The organism is Nocardia brasiliensis ATCC 700358, assembly GCF_000250675.2.
Classification (GTDB): domain Bacteria; phylum Actinomycetota; class Actinomycetes; order Mycobacteriales; family Mycobacteriaceae; genus Nocardia; species Nocardia brasiliensis_B.
Genome location: NC_018681.1, coordinates 4458003 through 4478620, shown reverse-complemented (window position 1 = coordinate 4478620; position 20618 = coordinate 4458003). Strand labels below are relative to the sequence as shown.

At 68.1% G+C, this 20618-nt stretch carries 21 protein-coding genes and 1 riboswitch; of the genes, 14 read left to right on the top strand and 7 right to left on the bottom strand.

Features of this window, described 5'->3' with window-relative positions; genetic code table 11:
- Window positions 1-52: 52 nt before the first annotated feature.
- The 3 genes from O3I_RS20145 to O3I_RS20135 form a co-directional block, all read right to left on the bottom strand.
- Complete coding sequence (locus O3I_RS20145; RefSeq protein WP_014984811.1) at window positions 53-1120, bottom strand: fused (3R)-hydroxyacyl-ACP dehydratase subunits HadA/HadB; 1068 nt, start codon at window positions 1118-1120, stop codon at window positions 53-55.
- A gap of 214 nt (window positions 1121-1334) precedes the next feature.
- Window positions 1335-2789 (bottom strand): lipase family protein, encoded by a 1455-nt coding sequence (locus O3I_RS20140; RefSeq protein ID WP_041562731.1) that lies wholly within the window; start codon window positions 2787-2789, stop codon window positions 1335-1337.
- 228 nt (window positions 2790-3017) lie between these two features.
- Window positions 3018-4259, bottom strand: a complete 1242-nt coding sequence (locus tag O3I_RS20135) for a lipase family protein (RefSeq protein WP_141691793.1) — start codon at window positions 4257-4259, stop codon at window positions 3018-3020.
- A gap of 277 nt (window positions 4260-4536) precedes the next feature.
- Here O3I_RS20135 and O3I_RS20130 point away from each other — a divergent pair, with 277 nt between their 5' ends.
- Window positions 4537-4779 carry a hypothetical protein gene (locus O3I_RS20130; protein ID WP_014984808.1) on the top strand — a complete coding sequence of 81 codons (243 nt, stop codon included), beginning with the start codon at window positions 4537-4539 and terminating at the stop codon, window positions 4777-4779.
- Between the two features lie 179 nt (window positions 4780-4958).
- Here O3I_RS20130 and O3I_RS20125 read toward each other — a convergent pair whose 3' ends face one another.
- Window positions 4959-6068, bottom strand: a complete 1110-nt coding sequence (locus O3I_RS20125; RefSeq protein WP_041562730.1) for a lipase family protein — start codon at window positions 6066-6068, stop codon at window positions 4959-4961.
- 183 nt (window positions 6069-6251) lie between these two features.
- On the opposite strand from O3I_RS20125, the gene O3I_RS20120 reads away from it, so the two are divergent.
- The 4 genes from O3I_RS20120 (at window position 6252) to O3I_RS42780 (ending at window position 8368) form a co-directional block, all read left to right on the top strand.
- Window positions 6252-6782, top strand: a complete 531-nt coding sequence (locus tag O3I_RS20120; RefSeq protein WP_014984806.1) for a DUF2599 domain-containing protein — start codon at window positions 6252-6254, stop codon at window positions 6780-6782.
- A 32-nt stretch (window positions 6783-6814) separates the two neighbouring features.
- The gene (locus O3I_RS20115; RefSeq protein ID WP_014984805.1) at window positions 6815-7504 is read left to right on the top strand and encodes an SDR family oxidoreductase; all 690 of its coding nucleotides are present in this window, start codon (window positions 6815-6817) and stop codon (window positions 7502-7504) included.
- A 34-nt stretch (window positions 7505-7538) separates the two neighbouring features.
- Window positions 7539-7841 carry a putative quinol monooxygenase gene (locus tag O3I_RS20110; RefSeq protein WP_014984804.1) on the top strand — a complete coding sequence of 101 codons (303 nt, stop codon included), beginning with the start codon at window positions 7539-7541 and terminating at the stop codon, window positions 7839-7841.
- Window positions 7842-8200: 359 nt separating this feature from the next.
- Complete coding sequence (locus tag O3I_RS42780; protein ID WP_237748336.1) at window positions 8201-8368, top strand: hypothetical protein; 168 nt, start codon at window positions 8201-8203, stop codon at window positions 8366-8368.
- 442 nt (window positions 8369-8810) lie between these two features.
- Here the strand turns inward: O3I_RS42780 and O3I_RS20100 are convergent, their stop codons facing one another.
- Window positions 8811-9698: a helix-turn-helix domain-containing protein gene (locus tag O3I_RS20100; protein ID WP_014984802.1), complete on the bottom strand. Its 888-nt coding sequence runs from the start codon at window positions 9696-9698 to the stop codon at window positions 8811-8813.
- An 88-nt stretch (window positions 9699-9786) separates the two neighbouring features.
- Window positions 9787-10008, bottom strand: a complete 222-nt coding sequence (locus O3I_RS20095; protein ID WP_029899630.1) for a DUF397 domain-containing protein — start codon at window positions 10006-10008, stop codon at window positions 9787-9789.
- 858 nt (window positions 10009-10866) lie between these two features.
- Between O3I_RS20095 and O3I_RS43880 the strand changes: the two genes are divergently transcribed.
- The 3 genes from O3I_RS43880 to O3I_RS20080 all read left to right on the top strand — a co-directional run bounded on the left by O3I_RS43880 (window position 10867) and on the right by O3I_RS20080 (window position 13098).
- A complete protein-coding gene (locus O3I_RS43880; RefSeq protein ID WP_014984799.1) occupies window positions 10867-11103 on the top strand; it encodes a hypothetical protein in 237 nt (78 codons plus the stop codon).
- 206 nt (window positions 11104-11309) lie between these two features.
- Entirely contained in the window at window positions 11310-12572 is a 1263-nt protein-coding gene (locus O3I_RS20085; RefSeq protein ID WP_014984798.1) for a PucR family transcriptional regulator, read from the top strand.
- Window positions 12573-12663: 91 nt separating this feature from the next.
- Window positions 12664-13098 (top strand): CBS domain-containing protein, encoded by a 435-nt coding sequence (locus O3I_RS20080; protein WP_014984797.1) that lies wholly within the window; start codon window positions 12664-12666, stop codon window positions 13096-13098.
- A 19-nt stretch (window positions 13099-13117) separates the two neighbouring features.
- Here the strand turns inward: O3I_RS20080 and O3I_RS20075 are convergent, their stop codons facing one another.
- Complete coding sequence (locus O3I_RS20075; RefSeq protein WP_014984796.1) at window positions 13118-13540, bottom strand: pyridoxamine 5'-phosphate oxidase family protein; 423 nt, start codon at window positions 13538-13540, stop codon at window positions 13118-13120.
- 166 nt (window positions 13541-13706) lie between these two features.
- Here O3I_RS20075 and O3I_RS20070 point away from each other — a divergent pair, with 166 nt between their 5' ends.
- The 6 genes from O3I_RS20070 to O3I_RS20045 all read left to right on the top strand — a co-directional run bounded on the left by O3I_RS20070 (window position 13707) and on the right by O3I_RS20045 (window position 20339).
- Window positions 13707-14972 (top strand): aminotransferase class V-fold PLP-dependent enzyme, encoded by a 1266-nt coding sequence (locus O3I_RS20070; protein WP_014984795.1) that lies wholly within the window; start codon window positions 13707-13709, stop codon window positions 14970-14972.
- Window positions 14969-16258 (top strand): heavy-metal-associated domain-containing protein, encoded by a 1290-nt coding sequence (locus tag O3I_RS20065; protein WP_014984794.1) that lies wholly within the window; start codon window positions 14969-14971, stop codon window positions 16256-16258. Before O3I_RS20070 ends, O3I_RS20065 begins: the two co-directional genes overlap by 4 nt.
- Entirely contained in the window at window positions 16255-17742 is a 1488-nt protein-coding gene (locus tag O3I_RS20060; protein WP_014984793.1) for a decarboxylase, read from the top strand. Before O3I_RS20065 ends, O3I_RS20060 begins: the two co-directional genes overlap by 4 nt.
- On the top strand, window positions 17742-19067 hold the full coding sequence (locus tag O3I_RS20055; protein WP_041564061.1) for a pyridoxal-phosphate dependent enzyme: 1326 nt from the start codon (window positions 17742-17744) through the stop codon (window positions 19065-19067). Before O3I_RS20060 ends, O3I_RS20055 begins: the two co-directional genes overlap by 1 nt.
- 108 nt (window positions 19068-19175) lie before the next feature.
- A complete protein-coding gene (locus tag O3I_RS20050; protein WP_014984791.1) occupies window positions 19176-19583 on the top strand; it encodes a hypothetical protein in 408 nt (135 codons plus the stop codon).
- Between the two features lie 126 nt (window positions 19584-19709).
- Entirely contained in the window at window positions 19710-20339 is a 630-nt protein-coding gene (locus O3I_RS20045; RefSeq protein ID WP_014984790.1) for a TetR/AcrR family transcriptional regulator, read from the top strand.
- A gap of 101 nt (window positions 20340-20440) precedes the next feature.
- A riboswitch (M-box (ykoK) riboswitch) is annotated at window positions 20441-20611 on the top strand.
- The last annotated feature ends 7 nt before the right edge of the window (window positions 20612-20618 follow it).

Below are 20618 nucleotides of genomic sequence, written 5' to 3'. Positions count from 1 at the left end.
GCTACTACGGCGAGTCGTGCTCGATTTGCGACGGATGCGCTGCGCCGATCCGTCAGCGTAGCGCGACGTCGGCAGTCGCACGGCCGAACAGCTTCCGGCCGTCACAGGTGGCGGTGAGCGCGATGGTTGCCGTGCGCCGTTGCGCGTCGAGATCTTTGATCTTGCCGCGGAATTCGAGCACGCTCGCCTTGGTCGCCGCGACGGGCGCGAACCCCGCGAACCGCACGCCGTATCCGGTGACGGCGGCCGGGTCGCCCAGCCACGAGGTGAGGTATCCGGCGCCGAGGCCCATGGTCAGCAGGCCGTGCGCCACCACATCGGGCAGCCCCGCGCTGCGCGCGACCTCGTCGCTGAAGTGGATCGGATTCGAATCACCGGACACGCCCGCGTAATTCACCAGATCGCCGCGCGAGAGCAGGACCGAACGGGGCGGCAGTTCCATGCCCACCGAGAGGTCCTCGACGCGGGGCACGGTGCGCGGGGTCCGGGCGCGATCGCGCGGATCGGCCACGGGCGCTTCGTCGAAGCACTCGACGATGCCGGATTCCTCGCCCAGGCTCGCCCGCCGCGCGGCCGCGTCCAGCCGGTCGGCCCCGGACTGCCCGGTCATGATGACGCCGTCGACGGCGCTGCGCAGCTCGGTGGCGATCGCCACGCCGGTCTGCGCCACGGCGGTCGAGGTCGCGGTCTGCAGCAGTTCCTTGTGCTGGTTGGTGAGCACGTTCTTGGTCACCATGAAGTCTTTGTCGCCGAACTGCCGGAACGACTCGATATACGACACGCACTCGAGCCGGTCGCCCGCCAGGACCGGCCGATGCACCTGGATCGCCTGCTCGGTCTGCAGCACCTGGCCGATGTCGTAGGCGGTCAGTACCGACTCGAACATCTTGCGCTGCATCAACATCAGCATGATCGAGGTGAAGGTCATCGGCGCGAGCAGGCCGTCGTAGCCGAGTTCGGCCGCGGCTTCCTCGTGCCAGTGCGCCGGATGCTGCTCCTGGACCGCCCGCGCGAACTCGCGGATCTTCTCGCGCCCCACCTCGTAGTGCTCGGTCATCCGATAGTGGCGGCCCACCAGGGCCTGTGCCTGTTCCGACGCGGTGATCATGATGTCGTTCATGTGCCTCTTTCGCGAATCCGAAGCGTCTAGCTCGCCCGGACCGGCCAACACTACCGAAACCGCGGCCGAGGCGCACAGCGCGGGCGGTGGGTCCGGACGCCGCCCGATCGCCCCCGTGGGTTGTGGGTCGTCCGTCATACATCGCGGCCGCGGCCGTGATCTGTAACAAAACCGTTCAGGGGGCTGGACAGCCCCTCGCTACCGCGGCAAACGTTCAGCACTCGTTCGGGGCGCTGATGCCTTGGAGCCGTTGATCCAGCCAGTGCATCGCCTCCGGGTAGCCGAGCCCGGCCGCGATGATGTGCTCGCCCGGCACGCTCCGATATACCGCCGGCACGCCGAGCGCGCACTGCTCGCGGTAGAGATTGCGCGCCCCCTCGGCGGGGATCCAGAACTCCTGTTCTCCGTTGTAGATGTAGAGCGGTGTCGCCGAAGGCATCCCGGACATCCTCGTCACCCGGTAGATCTCGGTCGCGAGCGCGGAATGCAAGGGATCAGGGATGTTCGCGGCGATATCGATCGGCAGCATCAGCACACCGATCGCCCCGTACGTGCTGCCGCAGGCGTTCTTCAGCGGCGAAGTAGCCACCCACTGCGCCAGATTGTTCATTCTGGTGAGGATTTCCGGTCGTTCGCGGCCGATCCCGAACACCGCGGCCAGGAAGACCGCCGAGGCGAGATTGCCGTTCATGCTGCGCGCGAGGATCTCGTAGTCGGCGGGCACCCCGCCCAGCGCCGCGCCGACGACGCGGTCGGTCAGCTCCGGCGCGTACCCCGCGATCAACTTCACCGCGCCGTGCGTCGCGATGGCGCCGCCCGAATAGCCGGTGAGCCCGAACCGGCTGGCGCCGAACTCTTCCGGCAGCAGCGCACGCACCGCACGGATCGCGTCCAGCACGGCATGGCCCGCGGTGACCGGCTCGGCATAGGCCATCCACGGACCCTCGTGATCCGGGATGAGCACCGCGTAGCCGCGCAGTGCCGCGACATGGGTGGTGGGCGGAATGAAATCGGTGACGCTGGTTTCCGAGTTCAGGCCGTGGGCCAGCGTGTATCCGGGCGTGCAGACCCGGCCGAGCGCATCGATCGGCAGGTTGTTCACCACCACGGGCCGCGGACCCGGACCGGGCCACGCCGCCGCGGGCACCACGAGGGTCGCGGTGGCGAAGGAGGGATTGCCGTGGGCGTCGGTGGTCCGGTACTTCAGCAACTGCGCGCGCTGAATCGGCAGCACCAGCAGGGGTGCGGTGGTCGCGGTGACGTCCCTGACCTCGATGACCTCGCCGAGCGCGAGGTCCGCCAGGTTCGCCGGCCACGCGTCGAAGATCGGATCGCCCACGTTCTCCGGCCGCACCGCGGCCCGCAACGCGAGCACCGGCGCCGGCGCGCCGGTCGCCTCCCATACCGGCGACGGTTCGATCGGCGCGGCCGCGATCGGCGGCGGCGGAATCACCTGATCGATCAATTCATGCAGGGGCACAGGCGCGTTCGGCGGCGGCGCGTCCGGCAGTGGCACGTCCAGAAGCTGCGGGAAGAGTTCGGGCAGCGACGGCAACTGCGGCAACGCGGGCAGGCCGGGTGGGGCAGGCGGCGGCTCGGCGGCCGCCTGTCCCGTCATGGCCGGATACATCAGCAGCAGTGCCACGGCAATGGCAGGAAAGCATCTCATGGCACGCGCCTTTGGGTGCGAACATCGGGTAACCCTGGCGCCCGGAGATGCGACCTTCGGCCCTCGGAAAGTCCCCTTTGCTACCGAGGCCAGATGGTCAGGCTAACCCGCCCGGTCCACGCGGTCCCCGCAATGCGGCCGAGTCGTAGGAGACACGTGGCCGAACCGCAACAACCGAGCCGAAGACCCGTTCCGGCACGGGCGTTCGGCTCGGTCGCGGCCGTTCGTTCAGCAGTTGCTCGGCGCCCGTTCCCCGCGGAAGCGTGCGTCCAGCCAGCCCAGCGCCGCCGGTATGCCCAGCACCGCCGCGGTCAGGTGATCGGGCACCGGAATCTGCTCGGACTGCACGGTCGCACCCGCTGCACACCAGCGCCGGTCGGTGTTCACCACCGCGTCCACCGGGATCAGGCCGTCGATCGGCGAATGCCACTCGAACACCGGCGTTTTCGGCACGCCGTCGTAGAGTTCCAGGCTGTTCTCCTCGACCACGCCGCGCGCGGTGCTGTCGTTGATCATCGAGGTGGTCTTCGCGAAATCGAGCGCACCGCGACCGGCACCCGCTGCCAAGATGTCGTTGGTGCAACTGTTCGCGATCTGCGCGCGGGCCGCGAGGCCCCGCTCGTTCAGCTGGTCACTGAGCGGAAAGCGGTCGGGGTATTCGCGTTCCAACCCGAGGCCGGCCGCCAGTGCCAGACCGAACACCGGATGCGAACTGAGCCCGAGCGCTTCGAGCATCTTGACCAGGTTCATCGGCACGCCGCCCATCGCGGCGCCCGCCAGCTCGAGCTCCGGCGCGTACTTCGGCGCCAGCGCGGCCGCCCACGCGGTGGCCATGCCGCCGCCGGAATAGCCGACCATCGCGGTCTTGCTGTGCCGCACACCGAGTTCGGCGACCTGTTTGATGGCACGGATGCCGTCGAGGGTGATCTGCCCGCCGAGTTTCGCGGCGCCGTAGGCGAAGTTGGGACCGAGATGGTCCGGTAACGCGACCGTCCAACCGCGCTGCAGCAGCACATTCCAGCCCGGCGCCTCCCGCACGACCAGGTTCGGGTCGCCGGTGTAGAGGACCTTGGACACCGAGCACTCGGCGCCGAGCCCGTTGATGATGTGCTGGAACGAGAGCAGCGGCCCGTCCGGCACGTGCGCACGCGGCGTGAGCACCGTGGTGGTCGCGGCGATGGGCTTGCCCTCGGAACTGGTGGAACGGAACCGCACCAGGGTCACCGTGGTGTCGGGGAAGATCGGTAGCGGCGGCATCGCCTTGGTGGCGAGCACATCGCCCGGCTGCCGGTCCGCGATATCCGCCGGTGTCGCGTAGAAGGGATCGGGATCGGGGGCCGGATAGAGCGGCGCGCTGTGGCCCGCTCCCGCCATGGTCGCCACCAACAGCACACCGGCGGCCATGGCGCCGAATGCGCGCCCGAGTCGGGTGCGGGACGCTCCCCCCGCCGAACGTGGGGCCTGGCTCATCGATCGGTACCTCTCGAATGGTCCAACGTTGTGATCATCCTCGACAATTTCTCCGTCGAGCGGCACCGGCTGCGGAGATCGTGTGGAGAATTCACAAGTTTGGAGCGACCGGTCTGTGAGGTGGCGGCGCATTCGCTCGTGACGGAGCCCCACCGGCCCCGGTCGCCCCTGTGACATGTCCAGCCAATAAGACGGAACATGTTCTAAGCCATGGTGTCCCCTTACCTTCACACTTACCGGAGCGGTTACCCGGCCGGCGGAAGAAGGAGACGGTGGCATGGACGGCACTGCACACAGAGTCGCTTACGACACGCACGTCGAGGAGGCGCCGACGCGGCGGGTCACCGTCTACTTCGACGGACCGACACCCGACGACGCGTTGATTCTCGAATACGCCGCGAGCAACACCGAAGCCTGGGAGTTCACCTCGGCCGCCCTGCATGCCGGACTCACCGTCACCGTGGACGGCAAAGTGCGCCCTGGATTACGCCGACTCCCCTGCCGATCCCTGTGGCACTGAATATCTTCCGCACCGAAACGGCCGGAAATTCGCCTTTTTCAACATATTCTGCGCATTAGCACGGTGTGCATCCGTGCACCGCGCGCACTTATTCCTCACATTTCCGTGAATTCCGAACATGGAAACGCGCAACGACCGCGCTCGAGTTCGAGCGCGGTCGTTGCACCCGGTGCGGATTGTCAGGCCGGATCGAGGACCCGATGCAGGAACGCCAGCGAATCGGGCAGCGAGGTCCGAGCTGCACCGAGATGGTCACCGGGATAGACGTGGGTCTCCAGGTCGGTGCCGGACAGAGACAGCTCGGCGATCAGCTTCGCGGTCAGCGGGGCGGGCACCTCCATATCGGTCAGGCCCTGGCCGATGAACAGCGGGACGGTGTAGCCCGAGGTCGGAATCTGCAACATGGCCCGGGCCGCGGACCACAGCGCCGGATCGTCGAGCGGCTTGGCCAGCATCGCCCCGATCGGCACCTCGGCCAGCCGCGCATTGGCGTCGGTGATGCATTCGGTCTCCACCACCCGCAAAGCCGCCAGACCGGTCGGTGTCAGATAGCTGTCGACGTCGAGTTCCGGTGCGCTGGCGCGCAATCCGGCCAGCAGCATCGCCACGTAGGCGGGCGTCTTCTCCAACGGCAGACGCGGAATCCACGGCCCCGCGATCGCGATCGCCAGCTCGAGATTCGACGGCGGCCCGGTGGCCGCGGCACCGCGCAGCTGCAGTTCCGGCGCGTCGGCCGGCGCGAGCGAGGCGGTGAACAGGGCCGCCTGCGCACCCTGCGATTGGCCGAGCGTCGCCCATTTGGTGCCGAGTTCCGGCCGGATCGATTTCGCGGCGCGGACCGCATCGATCACGCTGCGCGCCTGCGACGGTCCGTCCAAGTAGGGATGCGTACCGGGCGTACCGAGCCCGACGTAGTCCGTGATCACCACCGCGTAGCCGGCCCGCAGCAACGCGGGGTACAGCGTATCGAGATAGTAGGGGCGGGGTTCCAGGGTGAACGCGCACTGGTCGGCGATACCCGTGGTGCCGTGCGCGTAGGCGACGATCGGCCAACCGCCCGGCGGCATCGGTCCCGGGGGCAGGTAGACCACCCCGGTGCTCTCCATCGGTCCGCGCGGCCCGCGAGACCAATAGGTCAGCCGTTGCGCGGTCGCCGCGCCGTCCACTCGAAATCGCCCGGTGAGTTCCGCCAGTTGCGTCACCGTTCCCGGTGCCTCGCCTGTCCCCGCCGTCGCCGGCGTTGCCAGCGCGACCGCCACCGAGACCACGACTCCAACCGCCCCAGCCATGATCCGTGTACACATCATCGACCGACTATCCCCACCCGGCCGACCGACGGCAAGCCACCACAATCAGTGGCCTGAGCGGGGCTTCGAGCTCAGCGACTGTCGAAGGTACCGGGTGGTCGCTAGGCTCAAGTGGTCAGATAGAAGGACGCGACGGCCTTCGGCGCCGATGCGGAAGGAGCCCGAATGGAGTGCCCGGACCGGTCGGTTCGCGTCCACCGTCACACCGGCCCGGCACGTCGGGCCCGTGCCCTCGCGCCCCTCTGCGTCGCACTGCTGCCGGTTCTCGCGGGCTGCGGCTCGGACGCCCCGGCCGCGCTATCGCCAACCACCACAACAACTCCCCCGGCCGGCACACCGAGCCCGCCCCGCACACTCGCCGCCACGCCGACCGTCGATCCCTATGCCGGGCTGCCGCTGATCGACCACGTCACGTGGACCGACACCCTCGACGGCGCGCGGCTGCTCGTCGTCCCCACCGAGGCCGGCCGCAAGACCACCGCCGCCGACGCCGAGGCTCGGGCTTGGCACGAGGTGCTTACCCGATCGCCCGAAGCGGGTACTCCCGGAATGGACGACCAGTTCCGCTGCCATTGGATCTGGGCCCGCCTGATCCAGCCGGACAAGCCCAGCTGGAATTTGGAACCGTGGCGACCGGCGGTCGGCTACCAGGCCACCGTCGACGCCCAGTGCAACCCGGGCGGCCCCGAACGCTGAGGCGGACCGCTCGCTACCGAAAGGACGCAGGCATGCGCGTTGTCATCGCAGGTGGACACGGCAAGATCGCCCTGTTGCTCGCCCAGCTGCTCACCAGCCGTGGCGACCAGGTCGCGGCCCTGATCCGCAAGCCGGAGCAGGCCGACGACATCATCGCGACCGGTGCCGAACCCGTCCTGCTCGACCTGGAGCGGGCCGCGCCGGACGACCTGCTGGCCGTCGTGAACGGTTCGGACGCAGCGGTTTTCGCGGCGGGCGCCGGGCCGGGCAGCGGCGCGACCCGTAAGTACGCGGTGGATCGGGACGGCTCGGTCCGGCTCGCCGAGACCGCCGAACGCGCCGGCACCCGGCGCTTCGTGCAGATCTCCAGCATGGGCGCCGGCCAGCCGCCGGCGGCCGGTACCGACGACGTCTGGGCGGCCTATATCGACGCGAAGACACAGGCCGAGGACGACCTGCGCGGGCGCGAATTGGCTTGGACCATCTTGCGCCCGGGCCGCCTCGTCGACACCGCCGGTAACGGATTGGTCACGCTGGCCGGACCGCCGGTTCCCCGGGCCGATATCCCCAGAGCCGATGTCGCGCAGGTCATCGCCGCGCTACTGCCCGCGAGCCACACCGCGGGCGCGACGCTCGAGCTCGTCGCGGGCAACACGCCAGTTGACCGTGCGGTGGCCGCGCTCGCCGGGGGCGCGAACGGTGGTGCCGCCCTTACCGATTGACGTTGCAGTCGACGTTCTCGATAGGAGAGGAACTGTGTTCAGCCGCATCGTGTCCATGAAGATCCGGGAGGGCGCACGCGCCGACTTCCTCGACGCCATCTCGCGCAGTGCCGTGTCGTCGGTCCGCGACGAGCCCGGCTGCCTGCGCTTCGACGTCTGCGCCGACCGCCTCGACCCGCACCGCTTCTTTCTCTACCAGCTCTACACCGACGACGAAGCCGCCGAGGCGCACCGTTTCACCGAGCATTTCCTGGCCATGAGCGCCGCGGCCGATCGTTTCGTCGAGCCCGGCACGCAGATCGACTACAGCACCGATGTCGTTTTCGGCGCGAGCTGATCAATTCCGCGTAACCGCCGCTTCAGCAAACTTTCAGAAGCTAATCATGCACGTGCGCTTGCAAATCGATCGTGCAGATGTACTTGCATATGAAAGGTACAGCGACCTAAACTCAGTCCCGCAACGCTTTACAGGGGACAACCAGGGGAGGCCGCATGGGCGAGCCGAAGGCCGAAGTCGCCGTGGGTCCGCTGCCGCCAAACGTCAGGGGCGTTCGAATGAACCAACCACTTTCCGGCGTCCGGTTCGGCATAGCCGATGTCGCACTGGTCGACCAGCCAGCGAACGGTACAGAAATGATGAGCACACCGTCGGCCCGGAGCGGCCACAGGAACAGCGCATACTCCCGGGAGACCGCCGTGGCGTTCGTCATCGACGCCGTCGAGTCCACCGGCGCGGCCACCCGGCACGATTTCGATATCGACCGGATCGTCACCACCGCGCACGATGTCGTCGACGACTGGGATTTCCACACCATGCAGCCCGCGACGTTCTGGCGGATCGCGTCCAGTTTCATCCGGCAGTAGCTCCACCGGGCGGCTCGGCGCGCCACGCATGCCGAAATGCCTTGTCCCGCAAGCCCTGAGCCATCTTGCTCCACTGGCGATGATTCACCCTCGGGCACAGGGCTTGCGGCGCAAGGCCTTGCGGTAGGTAGTGCCGCCGAGCCGACCGACCCAGTTCGGACCGAGCAGCCCCTCGCTCGTGCCGAAACACGTACCGGCGCTCGCATCGATACCCTCGATGCGGGCGCTGCGTCGTTCGGCGCGCGCGCCGAATCTTGCGGCACCCGAGGCGAACAGCCGGGCCCGACTGTGATCACGTAGGCCGGCCGTGGATCGTCACGTGACAACACCCCCGCCGTGCTCGGCAACCGCCCGACACCGCGACCAGGGCCCTGAAAACCGGAAAACCACGCCCGTCCTCGTGGCGGTGCGTGGCGTTCTGGAAACCCCGGCGCGGGGTGGCTCATAGTTCTGCGGCGTAACCGGCGAGGATCTCCATCGACTTCTCCGGCCGCTCGGCCTGCACGCTCAGCCGGTCCATCACCGACAGGTACAACGCCAGATCCTGCCTGCGGTCCAGGTACAGCGCGCTGGTCAGATGCTCCAGGTACACGATGTCCGGCAGCTCGGCCTCGGCGAAGCGCAGAATGCTGAACGAGCTACCCGCGGCGGCGTGTTCACCCGCCGAATAGGGCAGCACCTGGACGGTGACATTGGGCAGCTGGGCCAGTTCGATCAGGTGCTCGAGCTGCTCGCGTTGCACGCGCGGCCCACCGACGGGCCGATGCAGCGCCGCTTCGTCGATCACCGCCCACACGACCGGCGGATCGGTCCGGTGCAGGATTTCCTGCCTGCGTTGCCGAACCTGAACCCGCCGATCGGTGTCGGCGTCCTCGTACCCGAGCGCCACCACTGCCCTGGCGTATTCGGGTGTTTGCAGGAGTCCCGGAACAAGATGCGCTTCGTACGTGCGGATCTTGCTCGCGGCTTGTTCGAGGCCCAGGTAGGTGCCGAACCACTGGGGCAGCAGGTCGCTGTAGCGATGCCACCAACCGGGCTCGTTCGCCTGCCTGGCCAACTCGAGGAACCGCTGGCGCTCCTCGGCGTCGGTGACACCGTAGAGGGTCAGCAGATCCCGGATATCACGTTCCTTGAAACCGGTGCGGCCCAACTCGAGACGGCTGATCTTCGCGTGCGAGCCACGGATAGCGTCGCCAGCGGCCTCGCGGGTGATGTTCTTGCTCTCCCGGAGCTTGCGCAGCTGACCACCCAACGCGATACGTAGTACCGTCGGGCCTCGTTCTGCGACAACGGCATCGACCTGACCATCGTCATTGGGTTCAGCGATCATTGAGTTCGTCTCCGATACTCGAGGTTGCCCACAGTGTGTCACAACCACCTGTCGCGAAACACACCGCACCGATCGCTAATGCTACCGCTCAGCTCGTCAAATAGTCGAACTCCCCCGCCTTCGCGCCGCGCACGAACGCGTCGATCTCCGGACGGGTGTAGAAGAGCGTGCCGCTCTCCGGGTCACGCGAGTTACGCACTGCGACCTGGCCGTTGGTCGCCTCGGCGACCTCGACGCAGTTACCGCTGGGGTTGCTGAACGAGCTCTTACGCCAGGTTCCGATGACCTTGTTCATGGCTGTATCCGACATGTTCCCCACTCCTCAGTATCGCCAGTTGTTGCAAATCGGTTCGTGCATCTGCACTCTCAAACGTTCTTGCATTTGCACCAACAGTTTGGACGATAGCACGATGTTCGCCGCCGCGCCTCTACTAATTCGGACCACTCGGTCCGAGATCTGAGGCAAGCCTGTTTCGACCCGGCGGTACGGACCGCGCCACTCGGCGCACACCCGCTTGACCTGCATGAATCACCAACGGCCACCAGGCGGATGGGTCCGATGGGACATGCACGCCAGAGCACGAATCGACCGCCCCGAGGCGCCGCCAGGGGCGTGCCAGGTCGCTTCACCCACCCACGGGAGCCATCGCCGGCCCAGTCTCCGCGCTCCGGGCGTCTCCGGTCTGAGGCACACCCGGAGCTACCGGACACACGGCGAAGACCGTTCCGTGATCAATCGGATCACGGGGCACCGACGACCGATTCGAGGCGGCCCCTTATATAGAGGACGGCCCGATCGAGCGGCCCGATCGCCGCAAAGTCCCCCGTCAGGTCCACCATCGACCCGCCGCGCCGGCTCGGCGGCCCGCCGACATCCAGAACAACCGACGTCGACTCGCCGCCCCGCGCGTCCGCGCGCCGGTGCCATCGAACAGCTATCGACACGGCCAATTCGCCCGATATGCCCCCAGGGTTCGCGACAGTTCGTCGCGAAGGCGTTTTCCGTCCCGTTCCCCCATGTTCATCGGCGGCGTCCGTGCAGATGTACTTGCATCTGTAAGCGACGGCGGCCTAGACTCGGTGCCATATCGGGGAGGTACGCAGGGAGTTCGAGCCGGCGGCGCCTACACAGCAACCTCCCCACACGCCACACGCGAGGGGCGGTCGAATGAGCCAGCCATTCCGGACTCCCCGCCGGGTCGCCGTCATCGGCGGCACCGGCGTCGAGCTGCCGCGGCAATGTCCAGCACCGGAGTTCCCGGTGTCCGACTGCGGTGTCGAACCGCCGGGCCTCACCTATCGACTGGCACGTGACATTTTGTCGGCCCATGAAGTTCATGGCCCGCAATGCCGGCAGTGGCTCGCTGCCGCCGCATACCTTTCCGCCGGGCTGGACGACGAGTAGCAGCCCGATCAATTTCCGCCAGAGTAGCGTCGTGACTGCCAAATGTCTTGTGCACTGTGCCAGGTCATGACCAGATGCCTCGATAATGTCGTAGGCTCCCAATAGATCTCATCGATAAGCCACCACGCGCAGCACCCTTTCGTATAGTGAGCCGAACGATTCGGGCACCGTTCTTTTCCGCCCGACGTGGCAATGGAGCGACCCGAATGACCTTCTCCGCGCTGGATCTTTCCGCTGATTCGTCCGACACAGCGCTCGAAATCGGCGGCCGGCCGGCCTCGATGCCGCTACAAAATACCGACCGGGTTGCTTCGCGAATGGTGGGATATTTCGCCACCTGCATGGCACCGTGTCGCACCCTGCCCGGCGAGCAATTACGCGGGGACGTCACCAAACTCACCCGCAGCTGCCTCGGCCTGGTCGCGGAAATGTTCGATCGCCGGGCCGTGCCCGGTGACGAACGGCTCGGCGAGGTCCGCGAGGCGGCCACCCAGTGGGCCCGGGAAGGCGTGCCGCTCAGCACCATTCTGCGCGGCTATCACGAGGGCGTGCGGATCGCGTTCGGTCTGGTCACCGCGCCCGCGAAGGCCGACGACGTGCGCGAGCTGCTCGTCGCCAGCGATCTCATGCTGGAACTGCTCGAGGCGGTCACCGCCGCGGTCGCCGACGCCTACGTCGAGGAACAGCATCTCGTCGCCAAGGAGCACCAGACCGCCACGCAGACGCTGGCCTCCGCGCTGCTCAGCGGACGCGGCAGCTCCGCCCTCGCCCGGCAGGCCGGCATCCCGATCGCCGACGCGTATCAGGTTGTCGCGCTGTCGCTTTCGGAACACGCCGACGAGCGCGACCCGCGGGTCGACGCGCATGTCGCGGCCCGGCGCAAGCTGCGCAGGCTGCAATCCGCGCTGGCGACGGTGTTCGCCTCGCGCGCGCTGGCGCTGCTCAGCACCAAGGGCGGCACCATGCTGGTCCCGATCGGCGAAGACGGCGAAACCACCATGACCGCAGAGACATTGGCGCGGCTGGCCGAGGCGGCCGAGGTACCGCTCACCGCGACCGTCGTGGCCAGCGACACCGACGAGGTGCCCGAATCCGCCGACCAGGCCCACGAATTGCTCAATCTGGTGCGGGTCGGTGGCAAGCCCCCTGGCCTCTATCAGATGGCCGACCTCGCGGTGGAGTACCAGCTCACCCGCGGCGGTCCGGCCACCCGGCGCATCGCCACCGTGCTCGCCCCGCTCGACGCCCACCCCGAGCTGTTCGAGACCATGCGCGCCTACCTCGGCAACGATATGAACCGGCAGCTCACCGCACGTCAGCTGTACGTACACCCGAATACCGTCGACTATCGGCTGCGCCGGATCGCCCAGCTCACCACGATCGATCTGGCCACCTCCGCGGGGATTTCGCAGGCCGCGATCGCCCTGCTCGCCCGCGATCTGGACCGCAGCGTCACCCGTCGCCTGTGACCCCGGCGTGACCCGTAACGGATTCGTGCTGGCCACCGGGACCTCGACTTGGGATCCTGAAACTGCCGCGCGGACGTCTGGATGGTGAAGCATGCGAATAGCCGAGATCTTGCGTAGAAAAGGATGCGACGTGGCCACGGTCGCACCCGACACGACGGTACGGAGCCTGCTGGCCACGCTGGCCGAGCACAATATCGGCGCGGTGGTGGTGACGCCCGACGGTGAGGGGATCGTCGGCATCGTCTCCGAACGGGACGTCGTGCGCACGCTGCACGCGCGGGGGGCCGAACTGCTGGACACGCCGGTCGCCGACATCATGACCACGGACGTGCGCACCTGCGGTCCCGACGACGAGGTGGACAGCCTGCGAAACACCATGACCGAGCACCGGATTCGACATCTGCCGGTGGTCGGCGAGGGCAGGCTGGTCGGCATCGTCAGCATCGGCGACGTGGTGAAGAGCGCGATCTCGGAGCTGGCCACCGAGCGCCAGCACCTCGTCGAGTACCTACAGGGTAAGTACTGACCCGAGCGCGAGACCGGGGCTAGATGCTGCCGAGGTCCTTGGACAGCCAGTGCTCGGGTCGCAGATAGACCACGACCTGTTCACCGAAGTTCGCGGCCTGCTTCAGGTATGCGTCGACCGCGTCGCCGCTCAGATAGCGTTCGACCATCTCGTGATGCAGCGCGTCGGTGATCGGGGTGATCCTGGCGACCGGCCCCTCCACCGTCACGTAGCGCACGCTCGGCTCGGTGCGCTGCACCATCAGGGTGAACCGCCCGGCCGCGTCGATGGCGCTCATCTTCTGCGAATCCGCCCCGGTGAGCAGCCACGGCTCACCGCCGGGTGTGTACTGATACCAGACGGGCACGGTCAACGGGCCGCGATCGGGACCCGCGGCCACCGACAACGCCGCGATATGCGGCTCGGCGAGGAACTCTTGACGCTCTTTCAAGGTCAAAGCCATGACGCCCAGACTAGCCGGAAACCGGTGGCGTGAAAGGCATTGCCCACGAGAAACCTTCGAGACCTCAGGAAAAGTGCGTATCGTTGGGGGCGTCCCAGCGCATCCGGCTCAGCCCTTTTTCGGAGGGAGCGTCACGTTGCGATCCCACGCCTCGCGGTCGCATGTCGTGCGACCACCGGCTGAGCGGTCCGCCGCCGCGCCCGCACAGGTCGCGGTCCGCAAGCTCTTTCCCGCGCTGGCCGAATCCACCGAGGTGTACCTGGACAGCGCGGCCACCACGCAGAAGCCGCGGCCGGTCATCGACGTGATCAACGACTATCACAGCTCGCGCACCGCCAACGCCGGTCGCGGCACCTACCCGTGGGCCACCAGCCTGAGCGGGCGGATCACCCGCATCCGGCAGCGCGCGGCCGCTTTCATCGGGGCCGCGCACGCCGACGAGGTGGTCTTCACCGGCGGGGCGACGGCCGCGCTCAATGCCGTGGCGCTCTCCTGGGGCCTCGCGGTGCTCGAGGACGGCGACGAAATCCTCTACAGCCCAGATGATCACGCGTCCAATGTGCATCCGTGGCATCACCTGCGCGGCCTGCTCGCCCGGTTCGGGCGGCGGCTGGAGCTGGTGCCGTATCGGGTGACCGCGGCGGGTGCGGCCGACACCACCGACATCCTGGCCAAGGTCGGCCCGCGCACCCGGCTCATCACCACCAGCCATCTGCATCACGTGTACGGCGGGCTGACCACCCTGGAAGAACTGCGCGGCCGGCTCGACCCCGAGATCCTGCTGTGCTTCGACTGCAGCCAGAGCGGCGGGCATCTGCCGGTGGACGTAACCGAGCTGAACGCGGATTTCGCGATCTTCGCCGCGCACAAGATGTTCGGCACGCCGGGCACCGGAATCCTGTACTGCCGCAGGCGGGTCCACGATCGGCTCGTGCCGTTCCTGCCCGGCGGTAATTCCGGGGTGCGGGTGAGCGCAGCCGGCCTGGTGCCGGCGGCGATGCCGGCGCTGCTCGAGGGCGGCACGCACAACATTCCCGGCATCCTCGCGCTCGGCAGCGCGCTCGAGGTGCTCGAATCGTTCGACGTCGCCGCCATCGCCGCGCACAATCGCATGCTGACGCTACGCCTCATCGAGGGCCTGCAGCCGATCCGCGGGCTCGAGTTCCGGCCGGGCCCCGCCTACGCGCCGGACCCGGTCGGTTACGGCATCGTCTCGTTCACGCTGGACGGGATCTCGGCGGCGGACCTCGGGTTCGTGCTGAGCGAGTTGGGCTTCCTGGTCCGGACCGGCCTGCACTGTACCGTCGCGCCCGAGGAGCACCCCGCGGGCCACGACGACTCGGTCCGGGTCAGCACGCACATCTACAACACCGCCGACGAGATCGACCGGTTCACCAAGTGCGTCATGACGATTGCCGAGGAGGTCACATGACCATGGACACCCCGCGCTACGACCGCAGGGCCGCGTCCCGGGTGCTGGCGGGTCTGGCCCAGCCCGGGCTGTTCAGCACGCCGGTACCGCTGCCCGATCGCCGCCGCTTCGAATACACCTGCACCGCACTGCATACCGAGCCGAACAGTCATCTCACCTACTCCCAGCGGCTGTACCTGGAGCGGTTCATGCGGCCGTGCCGGCCCTATCAGGTGACCAGTGCGACGCACCGGATCACCTGGACCGACAGCGACGGTATTCCCAACACCGGCCACTTCCGCGCGGACGGTCTCGGCCCGCTGGTGCCGATCGCCATGCGCGAGGCCGTGCTCGCGCTGTGGCACGCGTTCGAGGCGAATACCGCCTTCGCCGAACGTGTCTCGGCGCTGGGCCCGCGCGAGCACGCGGTGCTCGACGGGACCACCACCGACCACGAACCGACCGATATCTTCCGGGTCGGCATCGAGGCGGCGGGCCGCGCGCTCGCCCAGCACGCGCTGCTGGCCAGGCAGACCCCCTATCGCGGTGCCGCCGAATTCGCCAGGGGCGTCCACGAATCCGGCCTGTTCGCCGCGGTCGCGACCCGATGGTATTGGGAACTCCAGGCTTCCACGTACCGGCGCGGCATGATCCCGGTGACGCTGATCGCCCAGCCCGACGGCACGGTCCGGTACTCCGCGGAGACCGTGGCGACGCTGCGGGCGATGAAGGACGCCACCATCTCCGACGCGCACACGGTGATGCGGCGCGCCACCCACGTCGAGGGTCTGTCCATTCCCGAGGCGATCGCCAAATACCACGACGACCTCGACCTCATCTCCCGCCAGTACGCCCTGCTGCCCGCGGGCACCAGACCCGCCTGCCTGGCCGCGATGCCGCACCATCTCGGCGGCGGGCACTACAGCATCCTGCCGGTGGTGGTCGACCGCTTCGTCGCCGTGTTCGAGCAGCTGGTCGATCGCTGCGAGCTGGTCGAGGTGAGCGCCGAACCGAACGAGGCGACCGCCGACCGGGCGGCGACCGCCGAGGATCAGGTGTTCTACGTCCCGGACATGACCTGCAAGCACTGCGTGCGGACGATCGGCGGCGTGCTCGAATCGATGGACATCCGGGTGGTCGAGATCGATCTGATCAGCAAGCGCGTGGTGGCCGAGTTCCGTAGCCCACGCAACCGGGCGCGGGCGTTCGAGGCGATCCGCGACGGCGGTTACAACCCGGTCGCCGAGCAGCCGCAGAACTCGGCCGAAGACGCTGTCGCCGCCCAGCCGTCGGAATCCGCGGTATGACGGCAGCGCCACCGGCGCTACCCGCGAAGATCCATCCGCTGGTACGCGCCTATCTCGACACTCCCGGTGCGGTCACCGACACCGTGCGCCGGTTCGGCTCGCCGGTGCACCTGCTGTTCCCACAGGTGTTCGCGGAGAATCTGGAGCGATTCCGTGCACTGCTGGCACAGCGGCTGCCGGGCCATCGAATCTGCTACGCGCACAAGGTCAATCAGTCGCAGGCGTTTGTTCGCACCGCCGAGCGGGCGGGAATCGCCGTCGACGTCGCGTCGCCGCAGGAGCTGGCGAGCGCTGCCGGTGCCGGCTTCGGGCCGATGCGAATCGAGGTCACCGGGCCGAAAGGCGAAGTGTTCCTGCGTGATCTGATCGCCCGCGGTGTCACGATCAACGTGGACAACGTGTGGGAGCTGCGGCGGATCGTCGAACTCACCGAACCGCAGGCGGCCGTCCCGGTGCTGCTGCGCGTTTCCGGGTTCCACGACGCACAGGTCAGCCGATTCGGCGTGCCGCTGCCCGCGGTCGCGGACGCCTTCGACCTGCTCTGTGCGCACCAGGATCGAATCACCTTCCTCGGCTTCGCTTTTCATCTCGACTCGGGGGACGCGGGGGAACGCGTCCGGGCGATCGACGCCTGCCTGACGCTGATCGAGGAAAGCTACGCGCGCGGCCTGACGCCCTCGGTGCTCGATATCGGCGGCGGGTTCCGGCAGGTCTTCACGGCCGACGCCGATCGTTTCGACGAGTACGTGCAAGCGTTGCGCGATGCACTGCTCGGCCTGCGGGCACCGATGAGCTGGGGCAACAACACGTTCGGATATCACGTGGCCAACGGTGCGGTGCACGGGATCCCGGTATTCCACAAGTACGCCAACGCGATTCCGGCGACCGCGATGCTCGAGGACGTGCTCGCCGCCCCGCTGGAGCGGCACGGCGGACGCACCGTCGCCGAGATGCTCTCGGACAATCTGCTCGACCTGTGGCTGGAGCCGGGAAAGGCGCTGGCCGATCACGCGGGGGTGACGGTGGCCGAGGTGGAGTTCGTCAAGGAGATCGCCGACGGCAGTGTGCTGGTGAACCTCGATCTCAGCCGGGACTGTGTGACACCGGCGGACCAGGAGGTGATGGTCGATCCCGTGATTCTGCCCGGCGCCGGCCGGACCGCCACCGAAAGTGCCTCGGTGGGTGTGTATTTCGCCGGACGCCTCTGCCTGGAGCGCGATCTGATCACCAATCACCTGGTGTGGCTTGCCGAACGGCCGCAGCCCGGTGATCTGGTGGTGTTCCCGAACACCGCCGCCTACCACATGGATCTGTCCGCGGCGACCGCGTCCATGCGCCCACGCCCGGAGAAGCTCGTCGTGACCCACGACGACAGCGGTTTCCAGGTGTGCCACGACGCGGACTACCGCCCGGCACCCGCCCACACCCCACCGCGCGGGTCCCGGCCGTCGCCGGCGCCGCGCCTGAGCACCGAGGCGCGCTGATGCGCTACGACCACATCACCGAACTCATCGGCAACACTCCCCTGCTGCGCCTCGACCCGGCGGTCCACGGTCTGCGCAATGTCGAGTTGTACGCGAAGCTGGAGTCGCACAACCCCTTCGGCTCGGTCAAGGATCGGGTCGCGTGGGGCATGATCCGCGACGAACTCGACGATATCGTGGCGCGCGGCCAGAGCTTCATCGAGGCGTCGAGCGGCAATACCGCCAAGGCGTTGCGCATCCTGGGCGCGGTGCACGGCATCGGATTGCGTGCGGTCACCAATCGGATCAAGGTCGCCGAGGTGCGCGAGCTGCTGCAGCTGTTCGGCACCGAGATCGTCGAGCTGCCCGGGCTTTCCGAGTGCCCCGACCCGACGACGCCGAACGACGTCTACGCGGTGATCGAGGCGACCATGGCGCAGCGGCCCGGCGCGTACCACCACGCCTCGCAGTACACCAACGAGAAGAACATCGAGGCGCACCACCACGGCACCGGCCGGGAGATCCACGAGGATCTCGCCGCCGACGGGATCACCCGGGTCGACTACCTCATCGGCGGACTCGGCACCACCGGCTCGACCAGGGGCACCGCCACCTACCTGCGCAAGCACAATCCCGAATTGCGCACTGTCGCCGTGGTTTCCGAGCGCGCCGACTTCATCCCCGGGATCCGCTCGGAGAGCGAGATGTGGGAGGTGGGCCTGTTCCAGCCCGGCTTCTACGACAGCATCGTGACCGTCGAGGCCGCCCGCGCGGTCGACGCCACGCTGCGCCTGGCCACCGGCTACGGCGTCCTGGCCGGGCCGACCAGCGGCGCGAGCTACGCCGCCGCACTGGATACCCTTGCCGCCGAGGCGGATTCGGCGCGGCCCGCGGACGACCCGATCGTCGCGGTGTTCATCGTCTGCGACCGGCTGGAACCGTACCTTTCCTACATCAAGAAGCGCAGGCCCGACCTGTTCTCACCCGCCGCGCGCGCCGCCGCCCCGACCCCGGCCGATCTGACCGCGACGCCGACCGTGTCCCCGGACGAACTCGCCGAACTGGACCGCACGGGCAGGCCGACCATCGTCGACACCCGGGGCGCGATGGCCTATCGGATCGGGCATGTGCCCGGCGCGCTCAATATCCGTGACGATCAACTCGATGACATGTTCGCCCAAGGCATTCCGTTCCCGCGGTCGCGGCCGCTGGTGTTCGTGTGCCCGGTCGGCGAGCTTTCGCTGCGGTTCGCGGCCCGCGCGCGGCAAGCCGGGTACGACGCCACCAGTCTGGCGGGCGGGGTCGCCGCGTGGCGGGCCGCGGGCCTGCCGCTCGAGCGCGGCTGATCCATCGGCCGATTACGGGCGTGTCCCGCGGCCATCGCAGGCAAACTACCGGTGAGCGCAGCACCGTGCTGCAATTTCTCTGCCAATGCCCGAAAGAGATGGTTCATCATGTTCCGCTCGAACAAATCCATCGCCGCCGCCTTGACCTCGTTCGGCGCCGTGTCCGCGGCGCTGGTGGTCGCCGCACCGGCCGCGACCGCGACGGTCAATGCCGTCGGTGTGGCGCCCGGACTGAGCTTCGGCAGCTCCACCGCCTTCGGCACGAGTTGCACCTACATCGCCACGGCCACCGCCACACCCGGCGACGTCGTCGGCTTCTTCGACCCCACCGGCACCTTCGATCCCGGCGGCTGGATCACGGTCCCCAGCTCCGGCACCGTGACCGCGAAGTGGACGCCGCTGGCCCCCGGCAAGCACACCGTCTATGCGGTCCGCAACGAGGGCGAGTTCGTCTCGACGGAGGCGACCGTCGGCACCGGTGTCAACCTGGGCTTCGCGTGCCTGGTGCTGCCCTGATCGAACCGTGCGAGTCGCGGCGGTTACGCACCCGCTGACGACCGGCGCACCGATACCGGTATGCCGGTCGTCCTGCCGCGTCGCGGGTCGCCGTTGCCGGGAGCGACCAGGCACTAATGTGGTGCCGTGCAATCAGGCCAGGAATCAGACGACGACGCGGGCCCGCGGATCTGGGGCGGCACGACCCTCACCGAACGCCGGGAGGCGCGCCGCGGCGCGCTGCTCGAGGCCGCGCTCGATCTGATCGGCGAGGCGGGCGCGAGCGGGGTGACCATGCGCGCGGTCTGTCGCCGAGCCAATCTCACCGACCGCTATTTCTACGAAAGCTTCAGCAGCCGAGACGAACTGCTCGACGTGCTCTACCGCCAGGTCGCCGAGGAATTCCTGCAGCCGATGACCGCGTTCGCCGCGGCCGACGAGCCGTCCCGGGATCGCGAGCTGGCCCAGATCCTGGTCGACAAGGTGCTCGCCGATCCCCGCAAATCCCGGCTGTTCCTCGTCGAGCCGTACTCCAGCACCGGCCTCGGGCAGACCACCATCTCGGTGATGCCCGAATTCACCCGGTTGATGCAGGACCACCTGTTCGCCCACATCGACGACCCGGTCAAACGCAGGCTCGCCGCGGTCACCATGGCCAGCGGCAACGCGGGTATGTTCTCCGCCTGGCTGAACGGCTCGCTGCGCGCCACCCGCGACGAGATCGTCGACCACTGCGTCGCGGTGCTCACCGCGTACCGCGCGATGTACCGCGACTGAATCGCCGCGTGCGCGGCTCAGGCACAACGGGATTCGGAACTGCGACCGCGATCACATCGGGTTGCCAACGTTTCCATTCGGGTGTTTACTTGCCACCGCAAGGTGCCGATCGTTCGCTGAGGCTCCTTCACGGAAACAGGCCAGCGACCCCGAACGTCGAGAGACGCCCCGGGTCAGGACAGATCTCCCCGGCTTAAGGGGTGATCCCGATTGGCTCCCGGTCCGCCGGGTTCACGCCGTGAAGTGCCAAAGGTCTTACGAGGAGGGGTGCCCACCGGC